The organism is Winogradskyella eckloniae, from assembly GCF_013249045.1.
Classification (GTDB): Bacteria; Bacteroidota; Bacteroidia; order Flavobacteriales; family Flavobacteriaceae; genus Winogradskyella; species Winogradskyella eckloniae.
Genome location: NZ_JABRWP010000007.1, coordinates 73076 through 92659, shown reverse-complemented (window position 1 = coordinate 92659; position 19584 = coordinate 73076). Strand labels below are relative to the sequence as shown.

General features: G+C 33.3%; 16 protein-coding genes and 1 pseudogene. 7 read left to right on the top strand and 10 right to left on the bottom strand.

Features of this window, described 5'->3' with window-relative positions; translation table 11 throughout:
- Window position 1: 1 nt before the first annotated feature.
- Genes HNV08_RS12505 through HNV08_RS12495 form a run of 3 tightly spaced genes read right to left on the bottom strand, consistent with a single transcriptional unit; the run spans window position 2 to window position 3332 of the window.
- The gene (locus HNV08_RS12505; protein WP_173281667.1) at window positions 2-751 is read right to left on the bottom strand and encodes a Na(+)-translocating NADH-quinone reductase subunit C; all 750 of its coding nucleotides are present in this window, start codon (window positions 749-751) and stop codon (window positions 2-4) included.
- A gap of 2 nt (window positions 752-753) precedes the next feature.
- Window positions 754-1980, bottom strand: a complete 1227-nt coding sequence (locus HNV08_RS12500) for an NADH:ubiquinone reductase (Na(+)-transporting) subunit B (RefSeq protein ID WP_173281666.1) — start codon at window positions 1978-1980, stop codon at window positions 754-756.
- Window positions 1980-3332 (bottom strand): Na(+)-translocating NADH-quinone reductase subunit A, encoded by a 1353-nt coding sequence (locus HNV08_RS12495; RefSeq protein ID WP_173281665.1) that lies wholly within the window; start codon window positions 3330-3332, stop codon window positions 1980-1982. Before HNV08_RS12495 ends, HNV08_RS12500 begins: the two co-directional genes overlap by 1 nt.
- Window positions 3333-3496: 164 nt before the next feature.
- Between HNV08_RS12495 and HNV08_RS12490 the strand changes: the two are divergent.
- The 3 genes and pseudogenes from HNV08_RS12490 to pruA all read left to right on the top strand — a co-directional run bounded on the left by HNV08_RS12490 (window position 3497) and on the right by pruA (window position 7207).
- Window positions 3497-4740: pseudogene (locus HNV08_RS12490) on the top strand (type IX secretion system plug protein).
- 161 nt (window positions 4741-4901) lie between these two features.
- On the top strand, window positions 4902-5288 hold the full coding sequence (gene apaG, locus HNV08_RS12485) for a Co2+/Mg2+ efflux protein ApaG (protein ID WP_173281664.1): 387 nt from the start codon (window positions 4902-4904) through the stop codon (window positions 5286-5288).
- Window positions 5289-5578: 290 nt separating this feature from the next.
- A complete protein-coding gene (gene pruA / locus HNV08_RS12480) occupies window positions 5579-7207 on the top strand; it encodes an L-glutamate gamma-semialdehyde dehydrogenase (protein ID WP_173281663.1) in 1629 nt (542 codons plus the stop codon).
- A 99-nt stretch (window positions 7208-7306) separates the two neighbouring features.
- On the opposite strand, the gene HNV08_RS12475 is transcribed toward pruA, so the two are convergent.
- Window positions 7307-8362, bottom strand: a complete 1056-nt coding sequence (locus tag HNV08_RS12475) for an Omp28-related outer membrane protein (protein ID WP_173281662.1) — start codon at window positions 8360-8362, stop codon at window positions 7307-7309.
- Window positions 8363-8467: 105 nt separating this feature from the next.
- Here HNV08_RS12475 and HNV08_RS12470 point away from each other — a divergent pair, with 105 nt between their 5' ends.
- The 4 genes from HNV08_RS12470 (at window position 8468) to HNV08_RS12455 (ending at window position 13521) form a co-directional block, all read left to right on the top strand.
- Complete coding sequence (locus tag HNV08_RS12470) at window positions 8468-8953, top strand: TlpA family protein disulfide reductase (RefSeq protein WP_173281661.1); 486 nt, start codon at window positions 8468-8470, stop codon at window positions 8951-8953.
- Window positions 8954-8990: 37 nt separating this feature from the next.
- Window positions 8991-10643 carry a DUF6029 family protein gene (locus tag HNV08_RS12465; RefSeq protein WP_173281660.1) on the top strand — a complete coding sequence of 551 codons (1653 nt, stop codon included), beginning with the start codon at window positions 8991-8993 and terminating at the stop codon, window positions 10641-10643.
- Between the two features lie 138 nt (window positions 10644-10781).
- A complete protein-coding gene (locus HNV08_RS12460; RefSeq protein WP_173281659.1) occupies window positions 10782-12683 on the top strand; it encodes a T9SS type A sorting domain-containing protein in 1902 nt (633 codons plus the stop codon).
- 112 nt (window positions 12684-12795) lie between these two features.
- Window positions 12796-13521, top strand: a complete 726-nt coding sequence (locus tag HNV08_RS12455) for a T9SS type A sorting domain-containing protein (protein ID WP_173281658.1) — start codon at window positions 12796-12798, stop codon at window positions 13519-13521.
- Window positions 13522-13586: 65 nt separating this feature from the next.
- On the opposite strand, the gene HNV08_RS12450 is transcribed toward HNV08_RS12455, so the two are convergent.
- The 6 genes from HNV08_RS12450 to rsmG all read right to left on the bottom strand — a co-directional run bounded on the left by HNV08_RS12450 (window position 13587) and on the right by rsmG (window position 19465).
- Window positions 13587-16139, bottom strand: coding sequence for a toxin-antitoxin system YwqK family antitoxin (locus tag HNV08_RS12450; RefSeq protein ID WP_173281657.1), 2553 nt, complete (start codon window positions 16137-16139; stop codon window positions 13587-13589).
- Between the two features lie 29 nt (window positions 16140-16168).
- Window positions 16169-17158: an SPFH domain-containing protein gene (locus tag HNV08_RS12445; protein WP_173281656.1), complete on the bottom strand. Its 990-nt coding sequence runs from the start codon at window positions 17156-17158 to the stop codon at window positions 16169-16171.
- 12 nt (window positions 17159-17170) lie between these two features.
- The gene (locus HNV08_RS12440; RefSeq protein ID WP_173281655.1) at window positions 17171-17731 is read right to left on the bottom strand and encodes a DUF6620 family protein; all 561 of its coding nucleotides are present in this window, start codon (window positions 17729-17731) and stop codon (window positions 17171-17173) included.
- 4 nt (window positions 17732-17735) lie between these two features.
- Complete coding sequence (locus HNV08_RS12435) at window positions 17736-18512, bottom strand: hypothetical protein (RefSeq protein ID WP_173281654.1); 777 nt, start codon at window positions 18510-18512, stop codon at window positions 17736-17738.
- 1 nt (window position 18513) lies between these two features.
- The gene (locus HNV08_RS12430) at window positions 18514-18723 is read right to left on the bottom strand and encodes a hypothetical protein (RefSeq protein ID WP_173281653.1); all 210 of its coding nucleotides are present in this window, start codon (window positions 18721-18723) and stop codon (window positions 18514-18516) included.
- A 112-nt stretch (window positions 18724-18835) separates the two neighbouring features.
- Window positions 18836-19465, bottom strand: a complete 630-nt coding sequence (rsmG, locus tag HNV08_RS12425) for a 16S rRNA (guanine(527)-N(7))-methyltransferase RsmG (RefSeq protein ID WP_173281652.1) — start codon at window positions 19463-19465, stop codon at window positions 18836-18838.
- Window positions 19466-19584: the final 119 nt, after the last annotated feature.

The window sequence follows — 19584 nt, the reverse complement described above, 5'->3', positions numbered from 1 at the left end:
TTTAGTTTCCTTTTAAAGTTTCAAAATAAGGTAAATACAACTTTAAATCTTTTTTGATCATTGCTGTAACACCATCACCAGTAATTGTAGCACCTGCAATGGCATCTACTTCATTATCTGTTTTGTCGTTATTTTTAGGATCTGCATTACCTTTTGCTACAGTGATTCCTTTAAAAACACCAGCGTCTGATAATAAATGTTCTCCATTAAAATCGTCCATAAAAAAACGTTGCTTAATGTTTGCACCAAGTCCTGGCGTTTCTCCTTTATGATCAAAATAAGCGCCTTGAACAACCATATCTTTATCTAAGGCTACATAACCCCAAATAGCATCCCAAAGTCCTTTACCTCGTATTGGTGCAATATAAAATGTCTTACCATCTTTCTCGCCTACAAATAAAGGTAGCTTTCTCACGCCTCCATTCTTTGCATTCGCTTGTTGTTTTTTAACGTCAATTAAATAAGCATCATCATTCTCAACAGCAGTACCTCCTTGTACTTCTAATTGCTTCTTAATATATTGCTTAAATAGTTTTGGAGCATCTTCCGTTGATACAAAATTAGCACTTGTACCTTCATTTTCATTAACTCCCATAGCATACAAAATATTTTGTTGCTTTTCTATCTCTTCATTTACCGTAATTATTGGCTTAGTCAATGAAAAAATACCCGCTAATATTACGCCTACAATTAATACCATACCTACGGCAAAAATTATAGTATATGAGTTTTTATCTGTTCTTTGTTCCATGATTACGCAACTTTAGCTTTTACACGTTTCATTCTTTTCTTTACATTTCCTTGAACCACATAGTGGTCTATTGTTGGTGCAAACACATTCATTAACAGAATAGCTAACATTACACCTTCTGGATATGCTGGGTTAAATACACGTATCATTATAGAAATAAATCCTACCAAGAAACCATATATCCATTTTCCTTTATTTGTTTGAGCAGCTGTTACAGGATCTGTAGCCATAAACACAGTACCAAATGCAAATCCACCAATTAATAAGTGTTGCCAAAACGTTGTACTCATTAAACCATAGAATTTGCTTGATTCCGTAATCCATTCTTGAGCAACTACACCATTAAAAATTAATCCCATGACTAATGCACCAATGACTGAAGACAGCATTATTCTCCAACTTCCTATTTTAGCGAAAATTAAAAATAAACCGCCTAATAAGATTAACAGTGTAGACGTCTCACCTACTGAACCAGGTATTAAGCCAAAAAACATATCCATGATATCATAATTAGCCCCTTTATTCTGAGCTAAGCTACCTAATATGGTTTCTCCAGAAATAGCATCTACGTTTTTACCAGCTGCAATTAATTGATCTTGTTCTACTGCACCATGTACCCATACTTTATCACCAGACATCCATGTTGGATAAGCAAAAAACAAGAATGCACGTATTGTTAATGCTGGGTTAAGAATATTCATTCCTGTACCTCCAAAGACCTCTTTACCGATCACTACACCAAACGCTACAGCTACTGCCAACATCCATAATGGTGTATCGATTGGTATAATTAGTGGGACTAACATACCCGTTACCAAATAGCCTTCTTCTACTTCATGGCTATTCTTAATAGCGAATAAAATTTCTATTGCTAAACCAACAACATAAGATACTATCACTAAAGGAATAACTTTCCAAAATCCAACAGAAAAATTATCTAGTGTCCAAAATTCTGCACTAAAAAAGCCTCCTGTTGCTTGTGTGATTTCACCAAATGCTAAATGATGTTGATAACCTGCGTTAAACATTCCAAAGATTAAACAAGGAACCATTGCCATAATAACAGTGTTCATTGTTCTTTTTAAATCGTCGGCTGCCTTTATATGAGTTCCGTTATGTGTGGTCTCATTTGGTAAGAATAAAAATGTATGTATTGCTGAAAACGCAGGCAACCATTTCTTATCCTTATTCTTTTGTCTAAAATTGTGTAAATTCTGTTTTAAACCCATTATCCTATCTCTTTAAGCATTAAGTCTAATCCTTCTCTTATAATTTTTTGATGCGGTTGTTTAGACACACAAACAAATTCTGTCAATGCAAAATCTTCTGGTGCCACTTCATACATACCTAATGCTTCCATTTCATCTAAATCCTGATACATACATGCTTTTAAAATTTGCATCGGATAAATATCTAAAGGGAATACTTCTTCATATGTACCTGTCGTTACAAATGCACGATGCTCACCGTTTGTATTTGTATTTAAATCGTATTTCTTTTTAGGACTTAACCAAGAAAAGGTTAACGCTCTCGATGTAGAAATTTTATTAAATATCGGCTTATTCCAACCAAAAAACTCGTAATCATCTCCTTCAGGAATTACTGAAATCACATTACTGTAATAATCTAAATACCCATCAGGTGCCACTTGTTTCCCTGTTAATACATTACCAGATATAAAACGATGATTTCCATCTCTTTCTACACCATTATCATATACCATGGTCGCAATTTCCGAACCTAATTTTGTTCTAAAATATCTTGGTTTCTTCACTGAAGATCCTGTTAAAGCCACGATGCGTTCTGCATTAAACTTCCCTGTTAACAACAACTCTCCAATAATCACAAGATCTTGTGCATTGACTGTCCAAACCACTTCGCCTTTATTTACAGGATTTACTTTATTGATTAAAGTCCCAACATTACCTGATGGATGCGGCCCAGAAACCTTATAAGTCATTGCATTCTGCAAATTGGCTAATGGCGAATTAGAATTCTTTCCTACTGAAATATGAACACTTCCCGTTGTCAATTTAGACAAAGCGGTTACTGCAGCTTGTAATTCAGCCTCTTTACCAGCTAAGGTAAAATCTAAGTCCGCAGCCAAAGGTGCACTTGCATAACCAGATATAAAAATATCCTTTGGTGTTACATCTGCCTTTGCAACAACATCATATGGACGTTGTTTAATAAATGACCAACAACCAGAAGCTAATAAGTGTGCTTTTGTTTTCTCAGCATCCGAAGCTAAATCAAACTTACCAAAGTCTACATAAGATTGCTCCTTATCTGCAGTTATTTTTATTGCGTCTATACGACGTCTTGGTCCACGCTGTACTTCTGTAATCTCACCAGATACCGGTGAAACAAATTTCATAGCCTCATTATCTTTATTGTAAAATAATGTTTCACCTGCTTTTACGCGTGTGCCTTCTTTTGCTACTAATTTTGGAATAATACTGTGGAAGTCCTCAGGTCTTATAGAATAGAAATTACTAATAATAGCATTTTCCGTTGCTTTCTCGGCTTCACCGACTAGCTTTATATCTAAGCCCTTTTTAATTTTGATGTCTTTTGACATATACTAAAGATTAGTTATCTAAAAATCCGTGCAAATTTACGAATTAATGCTTAAAAAAACAGTTGAAACAATTGCATCTTTTTTTATTTGTAATCATTATAAATAAGCCAAGTGTTTTAAAGGTATGAATTTTGATTATCTTTACGCATCACACACCTTAAATGATGAAAAAAAACATTTTATACTTTCTATTATTCATATTTAGCCCAACTTTAATACAAGCTCAAGCAACAGAAGAAGTAAATCCGCCTGATTTTATTAAAACCATCACTTTTAAAAGCAATACCACTGAAGGACAACTTCCTATATTAAATCTTGGAGAAACTTTAGAATTAGAATTTGATGCCCTTACTGCTAATGAAGAAGACTTTTATTACATCATTGAACATTTTAATTACGACTGGACACCTTCTGCGTTGGTAAAGTCTGAATACCTTAAAGGACTAGACAATCAACGTATATTAACTTACGAAAACTCCTTTAACACCTATCAAATTTATTCGCATTACAATTTACAAATCCCTAATACACAAACATTAGCATTATTAAAAAGTGGCAATTATATGATTTCTATCTATGATGACTATGACGAATTGATGTTCAGCAGAAAATTTATGGTGTACGAAGATTTCCTAAACGTAGGTGTTAGCGTAAAACGCTCTAGAGATGTACAAGTTATAGCAGAAAAACAATCTGTGGATATCGTTATCTCTACAAATGGCACTAATCTAAATAACCCACTAGACAACATTAAAACATTAATAATTCAAAATAACAACCTTAACACGTCTATTTCTGGATTAAAACCGCAATATACCTTAGGAAATGAACTTATATATCGCTATGATACGGAATCATCATTCTGGGCCGGAAATGAATATTGGTTTTTTGAAAATAAAGACGTGAGATCTGCTAATGTTGGTGTACAGTTTATTCAGTTAAAAGATCTCTACAATAACTATCTATACACTAATATCTCTAGAAAAAACTTACCATACACTTACAATCCTGATATCAATGGAAATTTTCTGATTACTGCGATAGATACAGACAACGTGGATGTTGAAGCCGACTATACTATGATTCATTTTTCACTTTCGCACGATGAAATAAAGACAAAAGACGTTCATATTTATGGTAATTTTAATGCATACGCTATTGATCCTTTAACTAAAATGGAGTATATCAGCGCTATGAAAACATTATGCTATTAAAACAAGGATTCTATAATTACAAATATGTTTTAGTGGATAAAGAATCTGGCGCTATTGATGAAGGCGCGATTAGTGGAAATTTTTGGCAAACAGAAAACAACTACAAAGTCTTAGTCTACTATAGAGATCTTGGAGCGCGCTTTGATCGTTTAGTGGGTTACGGTGAAGCATCATCTACAAACATTACCAATTAATAATAGGTCCTGTTTTGATAATAAAACACGTTATTTTATCTTGTTTTGAAAATAAAATACGTTCCAAATCTCGTTTTTGTTAAAATTATAAGCACTTCAGCGATTTATAGTGGTTCATTGAAAAATTATACTATTTTAGCATAGCATAATCTATAGAGCATATGGTACAACAAGTTACAAGCGGGATTAAAATCTCAGTAGAAACCAATTTTGAAGGTACATTTTATAAAAATTATAAGGTGCATTTTGCGTTTGGCTATAAAGTAACTATTGAAAACCAAAGTAAGGATTCTGTACAATTAAACACCAGACATTGGAAAATTTTAGATGCCCTTAACAACGAAGAAATCATTGAAGGCGAAGGTGTTATTGGAAAAAAACCTGTATTGAAACCAGGAGATTCTCACACTTATAATTCTGGTTGCCTTTTAACATCACCTTTTGGTGCTATGCAAGGCCATTACAACATGATAAATCTTTCTAAGACTAATAAATTTAAAGTTTATATCCCGTCTTTTAAATTAAGTGCACCATTTGCATTAAATTAAAACCAACCTAAAGCCTATAAGGTTTTTATCGTTACGCGTTATAATGTTGTGTTACACGACGTTATTTTTTACTAAAATTCACAAGCATAAGTCACAGCACTAAACAGTGATAACTATTGGTTATACACTAAATTATTAGCGTCGTTCCCAACAACAGCATTTTCATTACTATATTTTAGAATTGATTAGCGTGTGAACATTCACACAACTATAACATTTCAAGAATCAATTCTCTTTTAAAAATTGTACCTTTGCACTTTCAAATTTTAAACTTAAAAAACAAATATATTATGGGAAAAGGATTCTTTAATGTACCTGTAGCAGTCAATGAGCCTGTGAAGTCTTACGCACCTGGTTCTCCAGAACGTGAAGCTGTAAAAGAAACATATAAAACCATGTTTAACAGTAAAGTTGAAGTCCCAATGTACATCAACGGTAAAGACGTAAAAACGGGTAACACTAGAACTATGTCTCCGCCACACGATCACAAACATATTGTTGGAGAATACCATGTAGCAGAAAAGAATCATGTCGAAGATGCTATATCCACAGCTTTAGAAGCTCGAAAATCTTGGGCTCAAATGCCATGGGAACAACGTGCAGGTATTTTCTTAAAAGCTGCTGAATTAATTGCTGGTCCTTACAGAGCCAAAATTAATGCTGCAACTATGATTGCACAATCTAAAACCATACACCAAGCAGAAATTGATGCGGCTTGTGAATTTATAGATTTCTTACGTTTTAATGTTCAGTTTATGACGGACATTTACATGGAACAACCAGAAAGTACAAGCGATGCATGGAATCGCGTAGAATATAGACCTCTTGAAGGATTCACATATGCAGTAACGCCGTTTAACTTTACAGCAATTGCAGGAAACTTACCAGCTTGCATGGCATTAATGGGTAATGTTGTCGTTTGGAAACCAAGTGACAGCCAAGTTTATTCTGCTAAAATCATCATGGATATTTTTAAAGAAGCAGGTGTACCAGATGGTGTGATTAATGTTGTATTTGGAGATCCAGTTATGATTACTGAAACGGTTTTATCTAGTCCAGATTTTTCTGGTTTACACTTCACTGGTTCTACTTTTATCTTTAAAGAATTATGGAAACAAATCGGAAACAATATCCATACTTATAAAACATACCCTAAAATTGTTGGAGAAACAGGAGGAAAAGATTTTATCGTTGCTCATAAATCTGCTGTACCTAAACAAGTAGCAACAGCTATTTCTCGTGGTGCTTTTGAATTTCAAGGACAGAAATGTAGTGCAGCTTCTAGAGCATATATTCCTAGCAACATTTGGGAAGAAGTTAAAAACTTTGTTATTGAAGATGTAAACTCATTTAAACAAGGGTCTCCAGAAGACATGAGTAATTTTATAACTGCGGTTATACACGAAGGTTCTTTTGACAAACTTGCTAAATACATAGACGCAGCAAAAGCATCTAACGACGCAGAAATTATCGTTGGTGGAGGATACGATAAATCTAAAGGTTATTTTATTGAGCCTACAGTGATTGTGACTACTAACCCAAAGTACGAAACGATGTCTACAGAATTATTTGGTCCTGTTATGACCATTTACGTCTATGATGAAGACCAATATTCTGAAACGTTAAAATTAGTTGATGAAACTAGTGAATACGCTTTAACAGGTGCTATATTATCTACATGTCGTTATGCGATTGAAGAAGCGACTAAAGCGTTACAAAATTGTGCAGGTAACTTCTATATTAATGACAAACCAACAGGTGCTGTTGTAGGTCAGCAACCATTTGGTGGCGCAAGAGCCTCAGGGACAAATGATAAAGCTGGAAGCGCTCAAAACTTATTACGTTGGGTATCGCCAAGGTTAATTAAAGAAACGTTTGTTTCTCCAGTTGATTATAGATATCCTTTTTTAGGTGAATAAATATAAATGACTATAACAAAAAAATCCTTAGAAAGTAATTCTAAGGATTTTTTTTATCTCTAAACGACATAACGCTCTTTACGTCTAATTACTTCTTTTCTACTCGTAAGCTTTGTCTTCATCTATATGCGCAAACTGAGAGTTCTTTGCAGAATTATCTTCACCCACAACCATTGCTGCTATACTCAAATTCTCCACAACATAATCATCTGGCACTGTAAACGTAAACGACGTTATATATTCTGTTAATGCTGCCGTAGCCGGAATGGCATCACCTAATACACTAGATAAAGAATTTCTTAAAACTTCATTATGTTCAAAATCAGGAATAACATCTCCCATATTATAAAAAGGGCTTGTACTATCTTCGTTGTAATAATTAACCTGATCGTTTATTATTCCATCTTCCAATAAATAAACAACTAATTTATCACCTGCTGCAGACCCTTCTTCAAAAACCACATTAACTTGTACCGTTAATTCGTTATCTACCAATTCAGAATTAATTGCTAGAGCTAAATTTGTATCTAAGCCTGCCATACTTGTTACATCAGAATTAACATGAGGATTCTGCCAATTTACAGTTCTATTAATTTTAGCTGCCGGAAAACCTTCAATATCAAATGCATCTTTTAAGATTTGTATTGGTCCAAAATGCATAGGATCCTCAAAACTATTTGCGGTTTCATGGATAGCAATTACTGTGATATCATCAGTTTCTGCATGTAATGATGTCAATGCTGCAGAAACTCTAGGACAAAAGCCACACCATGTACCTGTATAGTCTTCTACAACGATTTTCCTTTTCGGAATTATAACATTAAAGCTTTCTGTATTTGTTGTAACCTCAACACCATCTTCCATGTAGACACCGTAAACTTCAAACACACCAATACTAGCCGATGAAAATGAAGATCCTACAATGGGTTCGTCATTTACGTAAAAGGTGGCTAAATCTGTGACATCAACTCCTACCTCATTTATAATACGAAATGGTATGTCTTGATTAATTAAAGATGCCTTTCTTACCAATTTGTCTACATCAATCTGAGCCGTTGGTGTTGTTAATGGCACGTTTTCTTCTGTTTTGCTACAAGAAAGGGATAAGATTGTAAACAAGCATAAAAATAGCTTTGGCACTTTTTTTGACATCATATGTAATTGTGTATTGTTTTTCGCTAATTTAATTAATTTTTAGAACAACTATACAATTGACAAAAATTTAACTAATATTGTGAATCAACTTCCGAATAATTAATTATGAAAAAACTACTTGTACTTTTTTGCTTTGCATTGTTTAGCTTTACAGCTATAGCACAAAATGATCTTCCTGATGCAGACTTAACGACTTTAGAAGGTAAAGCTATTAACTTAAAAGATGCTACAAACGCTGATGGCATTACTATTGTATCCCTTTGGGCTACTTGGTGTGTTCCTTGCTTAAAAGAATTAGATGCCATAAATGATGTATACGAAGAATGGCAAGACGAAACTAACGTAGAACTTTTAGCTGTTTCTGTTGATGATAGCAGAACTATAAAACGTGTAAAATCTTTAGTAAACGGTAAAGATTGGGATTATACAGTTTTATTAGATACCAATAGCGATTTAAAACGCGCCTTAAATGCATCAAGTATTCCGTTGACTATTTTAGTAAAAGACGGTAAAATTGTTTATGAACACTCTGGTTATAGTCCTGGTGCGGAATCAGAATTATATGAAAAAATTAAGGAGCTCTCTAAATAACTAAATCCTATTACCTTTTACTGCTAACAACTAAGTTATGATGAAAAAATTATGCATTCTAGCTACGCTATTTTCAAATATTTATTTTATTAATGCTCAAGAAACTGGTAATTTTTATGGTGGATTAGAGTCTAATTCTCAATGGTTACAAACAGACGAAGGCATTAATTTTTTAGCTCCAGACGACCAGTTTAGAGCAAATAATTATGTGCTACTAAATTATAACCTAGGCAATTTTACGGCAGGTGTACAATACGAATCGTATTTGCCGTCTGCTTTATTAGGTTACGACCCAATTTTTGATAACCAAAATGAGGTTGCTACCTACTACTTCAATTATAAAGATGAAAGTCTTGATATTACTGGTGGCTATTTTTACGAACAATTTGGAAGTGGCTTAATTTTAAGATCATGGGAAGACCGACAACTTGGTTTAAATAATGCCTTAAAGGGGCTTAATATTAAACTAGATATCACAAAAGACTTAAGGTTGAAAGGTGTTTTTGGAAAACAACGTCATGGATTTGAAGAGTCTGCAGGTACAATTCAAGGTTTAGATGCAGATTTAAATCTAAGTAGTGCTTTAAATATTGAAGCCATAGATATTCAGTTTGGTGCAAGTTATGTGGCCAGAAACCAAGATACCAGTGGAAATGAAGCGTTACCTTCTACAGTTGGTGCCTATGGCGGACGCTTAGATTTCATTATTGATAATTTTTACGCTGGTGTAGAAGCCATAATTAAAGATCCAGATGCTATTGCCAACGAAGGTGTACTCTCATCTAATAAACTTTATGACGGAACAGCCTTACAGGTAAACGCTGGTTATGCTAAAAAAGGTTTAGGTATTAATGCCACTTTTAGACGATTAGAAAATTTTAGTTTTTATTCCGATCGATTGGCAGAAGGTAATGTTTACAATCAACAAGTCCTTAATTATGTACCTGGTCTTACAAAACAACAAGACTATCTATTAACCAACATATACGTGTACAATGCACAACCTCGATTAATTATAGAATCTTTTGACCAACGTTCTGGTGAGGTAGGGACTCAATTTGACCTCTATTACTCCTTTAAAAAAGGCACAAGTTTAGGTGGAAAATATGGCACAAAACTAGCCGCCAATTTCTCTTATTGGGGCGGTTTAGATGCAGAGTACAATATTGAAAACCGTTGGTACAAAGCAAAATTTATAGGAAAAGGTCATCAATTATTTAGGGATTTTAATTTAGAAATTAAGAAGAAATGGTCTAAAAAATGGAGCTCTGTATTAACCTATCAAAATGTAATCGTAGACAAAGGTGTTGTAGAAGGCGGTCCTTTAGGCAATAGTTCTATTTTAGCCAATATTGGCGTCCTAGAAACTACACGACGTTTTGATAATGGGAAAGCGTTACGTTTAGTTGCACAACATTTATGGAGCGAAGATGATCGTAAAAACTGGGCTGCTAGCGTTGTAGAATACAATTTTTCTACCCGTTTTGCATTATACGCAGCTGACAACTGGAACTATGGAGGCCTCAATAAAATTCATTACTATAGTGTAGGTGGCAGTTACAGTAAAGGCAATACAAGATTAGGATTAAATTACGGAAGACAACGTGGAGGACTTATCTGTATTGGAGGTGTTTGTAGATTTGTACCAGAAAACACAGGTCTAAGTGCAAACCTTACCGTTGCTTTTTAATTATATCTATAAAACAGTACACTTAAACGATATTTGTTTTCAAATATCGTTTTTTTTATCTCATAACTTTGTCTGAACTAAGCATTTGGTTATCTTGAAACATCAATTTTAACAAAACTTTAATTAATCCTTCCAACTATGATTAAAAAAATTACACACTTATTTTTGCTATGTTTTACTGTGACGCAGTTAGCCACAGCACAAACTTTTTTTGCCGATGATTTTTCTGATTATGATATTTCAGATTGGACAAATTATGATTCGGATGGCGACACCTATGTATGGTCTGTAATGGATTGGTCTGCATATATCGCAGATTTTGATGCCACATTAGTTTCTCGTTCATGGACTAGTGCAACAGGAGGTTTATCTCCTAATAATTACATCGTTTCAAGTGCCATTGATTTAACAAATGCAGCAGCGACAGGCTTACAATTAGCATATGCTTATGGTACCATTGAAGGTGCACCATATCACGCAGAACAATATTCTATTTATATTACTACTGCTAACGACTTAGCTACCATTCAAGCAGCAACACCTATTCACAATGAAACATTAACAATGCCGTCATCTAGACAAACGAATGCAATAGACATTTCTTCATTTGCTGGACAAATCGTTTATTTAACATTCCGTCATCATGATACTTTTGACATGAATTCTATGATGATTGATGATATTAAAATCAGTATTCCTGTAGATAGAGATGCAAAAATAGAAGCTGTTAATCTTAATAGATTTAGTGTTTTATCTACCGACAATCAATTATCTCTTGATATAAAAAATAATGGATCAATTGCCATTTCTTCATTAGATATTAACTGGAATGATGGCACAACAGATCATATTTCTACAATTTCAACAAACATTGCACCAGGAGAAACAGTTACAATCAACCATCCAATGATGGTAAATTATGCTACCGTAGAAGAAAAAGACATAGACATAACAATAAGTATGGTCAATGGCTCTAACGATGAAAATCCTACAGATAATGTTGCAGATGCTAAATTCAATACAGTATCTCAACCTGGAACAAAAAGGATTTTAATTGAAGAAGCTACAGGTACATGGTGTGGATTTTGTCCTAATGGAGCAGTAGGCATGGACTACATGACTTCAACCTACCCTAATACTGTAATTGGTATTGCTGTACATAATTCGGATCCAATGGCACTGCCAGCTTATGATGCAGGTATAAACCCTTATATAGGCGGTTATCCTAGTGGAGTAACAGACCGTAAGCTAGAAGTTTACCCAAGTCAGGCAAGTTTGCAAAATGATTATAATACAAGAATTAATGAAATAACTCCTGTTGATGTTAGTACAAGTGCAACACAAACTGGAAATGATTTAGTTATTACAGCGAATGCATCATTCTATACAAATTTTAGTAATACTGAATATAGATTTGGGGTTATAATTTCTGAAGATGGCGTGACGGGTACAGCTTCTGGTTATGCTCAAGTTAATTATTATTCTGGTGACCCATCTGCTCCTGGAAATTACGGAAACTTACCTGATCCTGTACCAGCATCACAAATGGTATATGACCACGTAGGAATTGCATTATTAGGTGGTTTTAGTGGTGAAGCAGGTTCTGTTCCTGCAGTTATTAATGATGGAGACAGTGCTTCTTATACATTTAATTACACGATACCTGCTTCAAGCAACCAAGATAATTTACATATTAACGTTGTACTTATCAATCAAACTGATGGAACGGTATTGGGTGCATATCAAAGTACTGTTGCACAAGCGTTAAGTGTACAAGAAGTTTCAGGAATTGATTCTATTAAACTATATCCTAATCCTGCAACTGACAAACTAAACATAGGAATTGAAGCAGGCAACGGTAATTATAACATAACAGTTACTGATATGCTAGGACGTCGTGTAATTAACACCGCTTTTGAAGGTGTTTTTGGCAACCAAAATATTGAATTACCTGTATCACAATTAAACGCAGGTCACTATATGTTAACGATTAATAATGGTATTAACTCTTATAGTTCAAAATTTATAGTTTCTAAATAACATAACATATTACTAATAACAGAAAAGGGAAGCTCATTTTTTAAGCCTTCCCTTTTTTAATTAATTTAATAAAATCTTATATTTGATTTTCAATCATCTAAAACAAAATACTATGAAAAAAAAATTACTATTTATGAGTTTAGTCCTAACTTCATTATTGTCGTCTGCGCAATTTGAAGTGAGAGATAAAAGTGATGATAGTATTGTCACCGACGGACAAGTTCTTTCCTTTTCAGAATCAGGTACAGATACTACTGCTGATTACAATTGGAAATTCAAAGTAACAAACACTTCTGGATCTGATATTTACATGCGAATTTTTGTAGATGAAATGATTAACTCAGACGGGTCAGATTTTCAATTATGTTTTAATGGTATCTGTTTAAATAGCATTTCATTAAATAGTGGTTACCCAAGCACACCTGCATTAATTGCTGCTGGTTCTACAAATAGTGCTGGGAATGACTTTTGGAACCAAAGCACTTCTGGAATTGCAATGAGTTGGACCTTTAGATTTCAAGCATTTGATGCTAGTGGAAATACCATAGGTACACCATTAAGTGTTACATATAATTACGACTCTAGCTTAAATATTGAAGAATCTGAATTTTCAAATTTAGAAGTTTATCCTACAAGTACTAAAGACGAATTAACGGTTTCTTCTAACGAAGATTTATCAGTTGAAATATTTGATTTACTTGGACGCAGTGTTAAAAAGACCAATGTTACTTCTGGCAGAGATTCGATCAATGTAGCAAATTTATCTGCTCAACCTTACATTATTAGATTTACTAATGAAGCAGGGCAAACAATAACAAAAAAAATAATTAAGGAATAAATATTTCTTTAGCTTGAATAAAAAAACCGTTTGACTAATTTCAAACGGTTTTTTTATTTCCCCTATTAATACAATGATTTGGGTGATATATTATCTAGATAAATGCCTAGTTTATTAATATAGTTTGCCCTACTACCTGCATTTATATTCTCCTTTGCGTAAAATATCGTTTCATCATTATGACCTATTAGTTTTATCGTTAATTGATCTGACTGCTTACTTAAAACCATGTATTTTACATTATTATCATAGGTGATCGATCCAGAAATGAAAACAACACCTGATTCTAATTTATTATTTTTAAAAACTGCTTTGTTTTGTACTTTTCCGCTTTCATCGTATCTAACGACGTCTCCGTTGATATACATATTTTCTACAGTGTATTTCAATCGCATTTTGTTAGAATCAACATGATAAGCTACAGTTTCTATTTCCTGTCCATTTTCAAACTTGGTAATACGTTTACCGTTATCATCATATGACACTCTTTCAACTAAAAATCCATTACTATAGGTTTCTTCAGTTGGCTTTGAATAATTACCTGCATCTGTTGTTTTTTTACCTTCAAATGGCTTATTATCCTTATAAATTAAGGATGAAACCTCTTCTCCTTTATCATTAAAATAAACGGCTTTTCCATTTAATTGATCGTTTACATAAGTTTCTGTACTTTGTACATTCCCTAGATAATTGTACGATTTAAAAACACCCTCTTTTTTATTATTAGCGTATTGCCCTTCCTCTATTATTTGAGTTTGACCATAGCTATACTTTTTATACGCACCTTCTCTTAAACCATTTTTTATAGTCATCATTTCACGCAAACCAAAATCATATATAGTTCCATTCCATGGTGTTCCATCTTTAAAAGTTGCTTTAGAAAATACGTCTCCATTTTTTAAATAAGTCGCTGCACAACACGATACATCGATATCTTCTATTAATACCGGATTTACTTTTTCGTAACTTCTATAGTTTTCATAGTCGTATTTCTTTAACTTAATTAATTTGCCATTGTCCTGTTCTTTCATGAGCTGTACTTCATCAGAATCGTAAAAAAACTCGTATAAAACACCATCCTTTTTAGCATAGTCATAGGTACCGATAAGCTCTTCTTTATCGTTATAAAAATTTCCGATAATTTTATTGTATGACTTATAGGTTATTTCACTTTGTTTAGACCCATTGCTATAGTAAACAATTTCCCTCTCCTTTTCATAACTACCACTTTTATAAACTTCCGTACGCTTATATATTTCTATTTTTTTATCTTCTAACACTTTAGGCTTAAACGATGTTTTTTCTTTAATGTGGCCATCTTCAAAAGTTTCAATACTAGAAATATCTATATCATAGCCAGGATAAAATCGTTTTCCGTTTAAAGGTTTTCCAAATTTATTTTGATATTCAATATTTAAGATCCCTAAAACTCGTCCTTCCTTATCAAAGTAGGTTTCCTTGTCTTGCGTTTTTTCACTAAAAACAATGTCGGTATTATGATAAACATTAATTTCTTTTATTAATTCACCATCTTTATATATTGATTTTTTATCACCAATGATCTCAGTACCTGTAATTGGATAATAGTCTTTATAGCTCATACGCGCAATTTCTTCTCCGTTTTCACTATAACTAACTTGTTGCTCCTTTTTGCCATCGTTATAGGTACTGATCGTTTTTAATTGACCATTTTCATAGTAAAACTCTTCGCTTTGTAGTTTAGTGTCTTTGTATACTTTTTTAGATACTATTACTCCTTCAGCATCTTTATTACTACTATAAAAAAACTTGAATTCAGTTCCGTTATTTGGCTTTAAGTAATTGTTATCTAAAATATATGTTATACGACCTAAAAGGTCTCCATTTGGTGTATAAAAACTTTTCTTAAATTCTGGTTTTTGCTCAAATTCAGTTCTTACTTGTCCATTTCTATAGTAAAATGATTCAGTGAGAAATTGACCAAAAGGATAATGCGCTATTTGTTTTACACGCATAGGGTAGTAATAGTAATACACTGCTTTACCCTTTTGATAACCGTTTCGTGTACTTCGTAATTCTGAAATAAGCTTACCTTTATCGTCGTAATACTTAGAGAGAAAACGTCCCCCTTTTTTTAAACTATACGTTTCATAACGAATACCCTTTATATCTCCATCATAAACAATCTCTAATATAGTATCATTTTTTATTTCAGTATAAAAGCTATTTCGACTTGCTGCATTACCTCTATTACTTTCACCTTCAACAAAATAGCCATCTTTATAAATAGCCGTCAATTTCTTATTGTTGAGAAAAGATATAAATTCTCCATTCAATCTATTGTTTACATAATTACCACTTTGAGATACAGTACCATCCTCATTATACCAGGTTACTTTACCATGAAACAAGGTATTATTTTCACTTTTAGATAAAGCACTCATTTGAGGCTGACCAGAGGCATAAAAGTCTTCAATGCGATATAAATCACCTTCTTTTTTTATAGGAGGACGAAAAAATGCGGCACTGTCCTTTACGGTTTCCTTCCAGTCTATACTGAAATAAATAGTGTCTTGCTGAGCGCTAATATTTAGCACTGCACCCAAAATTATACATAGTAATATTATTGTATTCTTCATTTTAATTTGGTTTGTGGTGGTATAGCAAATTACATGCTATCTAATAAATCTTTTTTCTTTGCTAAAAACTCTTCTTCAGAAATTAATTCATCTTCAAATAAGGCTTTTAAATCCTTTAGCTTAGATCTAATATCAATGGCTGCAGATTCCTTTTTTTCGTTTGAAGTATTTGCTTGCATAGTATTTCCCATGTTCATACCTGCAAACATACCCATGCTTGTACCTGCCATTCCTTCATTTTTAGCCATATCTCGCATAGCTTTTAATTTCTGAAGTTCTGCATAGTCTACACCTGCAATATTTGCGGCCTTAACCTCTGCTTGCATGTTACTTATCTCATCTATCCTCTTGTTAGTGTCTTTATCAAAAGATGTACCTTCTATTCTAAAATCTAATAATTGAAAGCCTAATTCTTCAAAAATTTGTACAGTTCGCTCTTGGGTTTCTCTAGCTATATTTTCAATGTTACTATCAATTTCTGCATAAGAGAATTTTGCATTCGCCAAATAATTAGAAATGGGTTGCGTGATACGACTTAAGAAAATCTCTTGTAATTCATCAACATAATAGTTGGACTGACCAGCCAAAACATTGATAAAAAAGTTTTTAGGCTCTGTAATCTTTAATGAATAATTTCCATAGCCTCGTAAGTGAACAGGAAATGCATAAACAGGATCATTGTAAGTAATAGGAATACGAGTTCCCCAACGAATATTGAGCATATCTACCTTTCTATAGAACCAAATACCTGTTTTGTGCTCACTCTCAAAAGCATTCATTAATTTTTTAATAGTTGTAATAAAAGGTTTATTGTCTGTTTTTAGATCATAAATTCCTGCTTCATCAAAAACACCTTCTATTTTACCTTCGTAAGTAAAGACACAACCTTGCCCTTCTTGTAAGATAAGTTTTGAAGCATTTTTTAGCTCATCACCTCTATCTGTAAATTTGTAAAACAGCTGGTATTGCTGAGGGCTTTCCCACTGAATTACTGAACGCATTTGATTTAAAATACCCATAACTTTTATTTTTTAGAAATCTATATCTTCAGCTAAATCTACACCATCCGACTTAAAATTCTCTTTCCAGTAGTTCTGCCACTTATCTGAAATTGCAGATGTTTCTCTATAGTTGGCTTCGTATTCTGCACTTTCATGATTAACATAATTATGAAACCAAGTACTGTAATGCATACTTATACTGCTCCAATCATGTAAATTAAAATTATATTGTTCTAAAATTGCTGCAGCATCCATTCCTTGTTCTGAAGCCACTGATTGGTGCCAAAATATTTTTTGAAATGCATCGTAATCCGGTACTTGTTCTAACAATGTATCTAAGCTATTTCCACCAGATACTCCCGAAAACTTACCAACTTTAGGGTTTGTAAAAAAACCAGCATATGTTGTCGCTACGGTCATATCTTCGGCCATAATATCGCCTAATTTCGCGCCCCAAGCTTCGTTAGTTTGTTGCCATACTGGTAATTCTAAGCCTAATATTTTACACACCTCATCTTCTTGCATACCTTGAGCTATATTTCCACAAGCTGCTCCCCAATCTTCAAAAGAAACTCCATTTATTTTTTCCATGATTTTAAGTTGTTTGTATTTTTTTATAATTATCAAATTCTTTCTGTTTTCGCTTAATATCGTCTTCGTAACGATTCTGTAGTTCTGAATTTAGCGTTATTCGGGCTTTAAAAAAACGATCCCAATATTCTGAATGTGCTTTTTTATAGGTTTCCCAATACGATTCTGGAGCTTGCCCACGATGAAGCCTAATCGCTTCTACTGCCGCTTCCATAGCATCAAATTCTGTCTGTGTTTTTACTTTTGCAATATTGTCTACAATTCCCCAACCTACTTTTAAAAACTTAGCTTCTGGTGCAATCGTATTTACTGTATTACAAAAACTACAGGTTATATATTGTGCTCTAAAAAGGTCGTTTCTAATTTGTATCTCTGCATCACACTGTGTACAATTGTGTTTTTTATCTGCAACTTTAATAGCATGATCGTAAAATATTTGTGACAGTTCGCCTTCTAACTGGCGTTCAAAGCGTTGTAAATCCTCTTCAAGTTTATCATTTAAATTAGACCCTTTTGTATATTCATCCGAGGCAAAATCGCCTACCGATTCCATTTGAGGCTCTACCTTTTCATCCCAAACCTCATCTATCTTATCGGTTAACTTCCTAATTTGTGCTTTCATACCTTGCCAGCCACGCATTGTAGTTTCAAAGTCGTAATCTGATTCTTCCAATTGAGCAACGCTTGCTTCCTTGGCATGGTTTAAAGAATCGGTAAACCTATTCTCAATCTTTAACAGAAAGGCATCCCATTTATTAATTAACTCTTGCTTTTTGTCCATTTTAATTATCAGATTTTATAACCGTTCCTATATCCATAAAAGAGGTTTTACAATAACTACATATTGATAAATCCGTTTTTTTTGGTCTAGGTGCACCACAAGTGTCGCAGTCTCTCGTATTAACAGTAGTTTCGCTATGAGCTTCTGTATTATACATTGAATTTTTACTCTTGGCTGCGTTATTTGTGATTTTTTTAAATGGATTAGACATATTTGTGTCGGTTTATTACGATGTAAAATTCTATAAATTCTTAATAACAAATTACCCTGTTTTCAGGGTATTTATAGTACTGAAAACGACCAACACCCATTTTATAGCATATTTAAGACTTAAACTTTAGTGGTAAGTGAATCACTTTTTTTGTTTCAAAAAATGACTCTTCAAAATAATCCGATAATAAATATGCTTTTACGGATTTATACTGTTTTAACTCTTCGGTTAAATCGCCTCCTTTTAAGTAAAGAATGCCGTTTTTTAATTCGTTTCGCTGGGTTTTAGCAATTTTTCCTTTTACCCAAGTGGTAAACTCAGGCATAGAAGTAACGGCTCTACTCACAATAAAATCAAATTTTTCGTCAATGGCTTCTACTCTACTATGTGTTGTTTTGATGTTTGTAAGCTCTATCGCTTCTGCAACAGCATTAATAACCTTTAGTTTTTTATTAATGCTATCTACCAGATGAAATTGACATTCTGGAAATAATATAGCTAAAGGAACACCAGGAAATCCACCTCCAGTACCAACATCTAAGATAGATGAGCCATTGGAAAATTGCATAACCTTGGCAATACCAAGAGAATGCAATACATGTCTAAGATAAAGCTCTTCAATATCCTTACGAGAAATGACATTGATTTTACTGTTCCAATCCATGTACAACGCTTTAAGAGCTGAAAATTGTTGAATTTGGTTTTCCGTTAAATTTGGGAAGTATTTTAGGATCAATTCCATGGCTAAAATTTTAGACAAAAATACTTAATTTTAATCTGTATAATTTATGTTAAATGGATAAGGTTGCTTTTTATTTATTAACTATCTTTGTTGCGTTATAATGATTTTAAATCCCTTAC

Coding starts and splice junctions, on each gene's coding strand:
- HNV08_RS12445 (WP_173281656.1), bottom strand. CDS start 17,158: ATGGGTATTTTAAATCAAATGCGTTCAGTAATTCAGTGGGAAAGCCCT.
- HNV08_RS12500 (WP_173281666.1), bottom strand. CDS start 1,980: ATGGGTTTAAAACAGAATTTACACAATTTTAGACAAAAGAATAAGGAT.
- HNV08_RS12495 (WP_173281665.1), bottom strand. CDS start 3,332: ATGTCAAAAGACATCAAAATTAAAAAGGGCTTAGATATAAAGCTAGTC.
- HNV08_RS12465 (WP_173281660.1), top strand. CDS start 8,991: ATGATGAAAAAATTATGCATTCTAGCTACGCTATTTTCAAATATTTAT.
- HNV08_RS12440 (WP_173281655.1), bottom strand. CDS start 17,731: ATGGAAAAAATAAATGGAGTTTCTTTTGAAGATTGGGGAGCAGCTTGT.
- HNV08_RS12435 (WP_173281654.1), bottom strand. CDS start 18,512: ATGGACAAAAAGCAAGAGTTAATTAATAAATGGGATGCCTTTCTGTTA.
- apaG (WP_173281664.1), top strand. CDS start 4,902: ATGGTACAACAAGTTACAAGCGGGATTAAAATCTCAGTAGAAACCAAT.
- HNV08_RS12505 (WP_173281667.1), bottom strand. CDS start 751: ATGGAACAAAGAACAGATAAAAACTCATATACTATAATTTTTGCCGTA.
- pruA (WP_173281663.1), top strand. CDS start 5,579: ATGGGAAAAGGATTCTTTAATGTACCTGTAGCAGTCAATGAGCCTGTG.
- HNV08_RS12475 (WP_173281662.1), bottom strand. CDS start 8,362: ATGATGTCAAAAAAAGTGCCAAAGCTATTTTTATGCTTGTTTACAATC.
- HNV08_RS12460 (WP_173281659.1), top strand. CDS start 10,782: ATGATTAAAAAAATTACACACTTATTTTTGCTATGTTTTACTGTGACG.
- rsmG (WP_173281652.1), bottom strand. CDS start 19,465: ATGGAATTGATCCTAAAATACTTCCCAAATTTAACGGAAAACCAAATT.
- HNV08_RS12470 (WP_173281661.1), top strand. CDS start 8,468: ATGAAAAAACTACTTGTACTTTTTTGCTTTGCATTGTTTAGCTTTACA.
- HNV08_RS12450 (WP_173281657.1), bottom strand. CDS start 16,139: ATGAAGAATACAATAATATTACTATGTATAATTTTGGGTGCAGTGCTA.
- HNV08_RS12455 (WP_173281658.1), top strand. CDS start 12,796: ATGAAAAAAAAATTACTATTTATGAGTTTAGTCCTAACTTCATTATTG.
- HNV08_RS12430 (WP_173281653.1), bottom strand. CDS start 18,723: ATGTCTAATCCATTTAAAAAAATCACAAATAACGCAGCCAAGAGTAAA.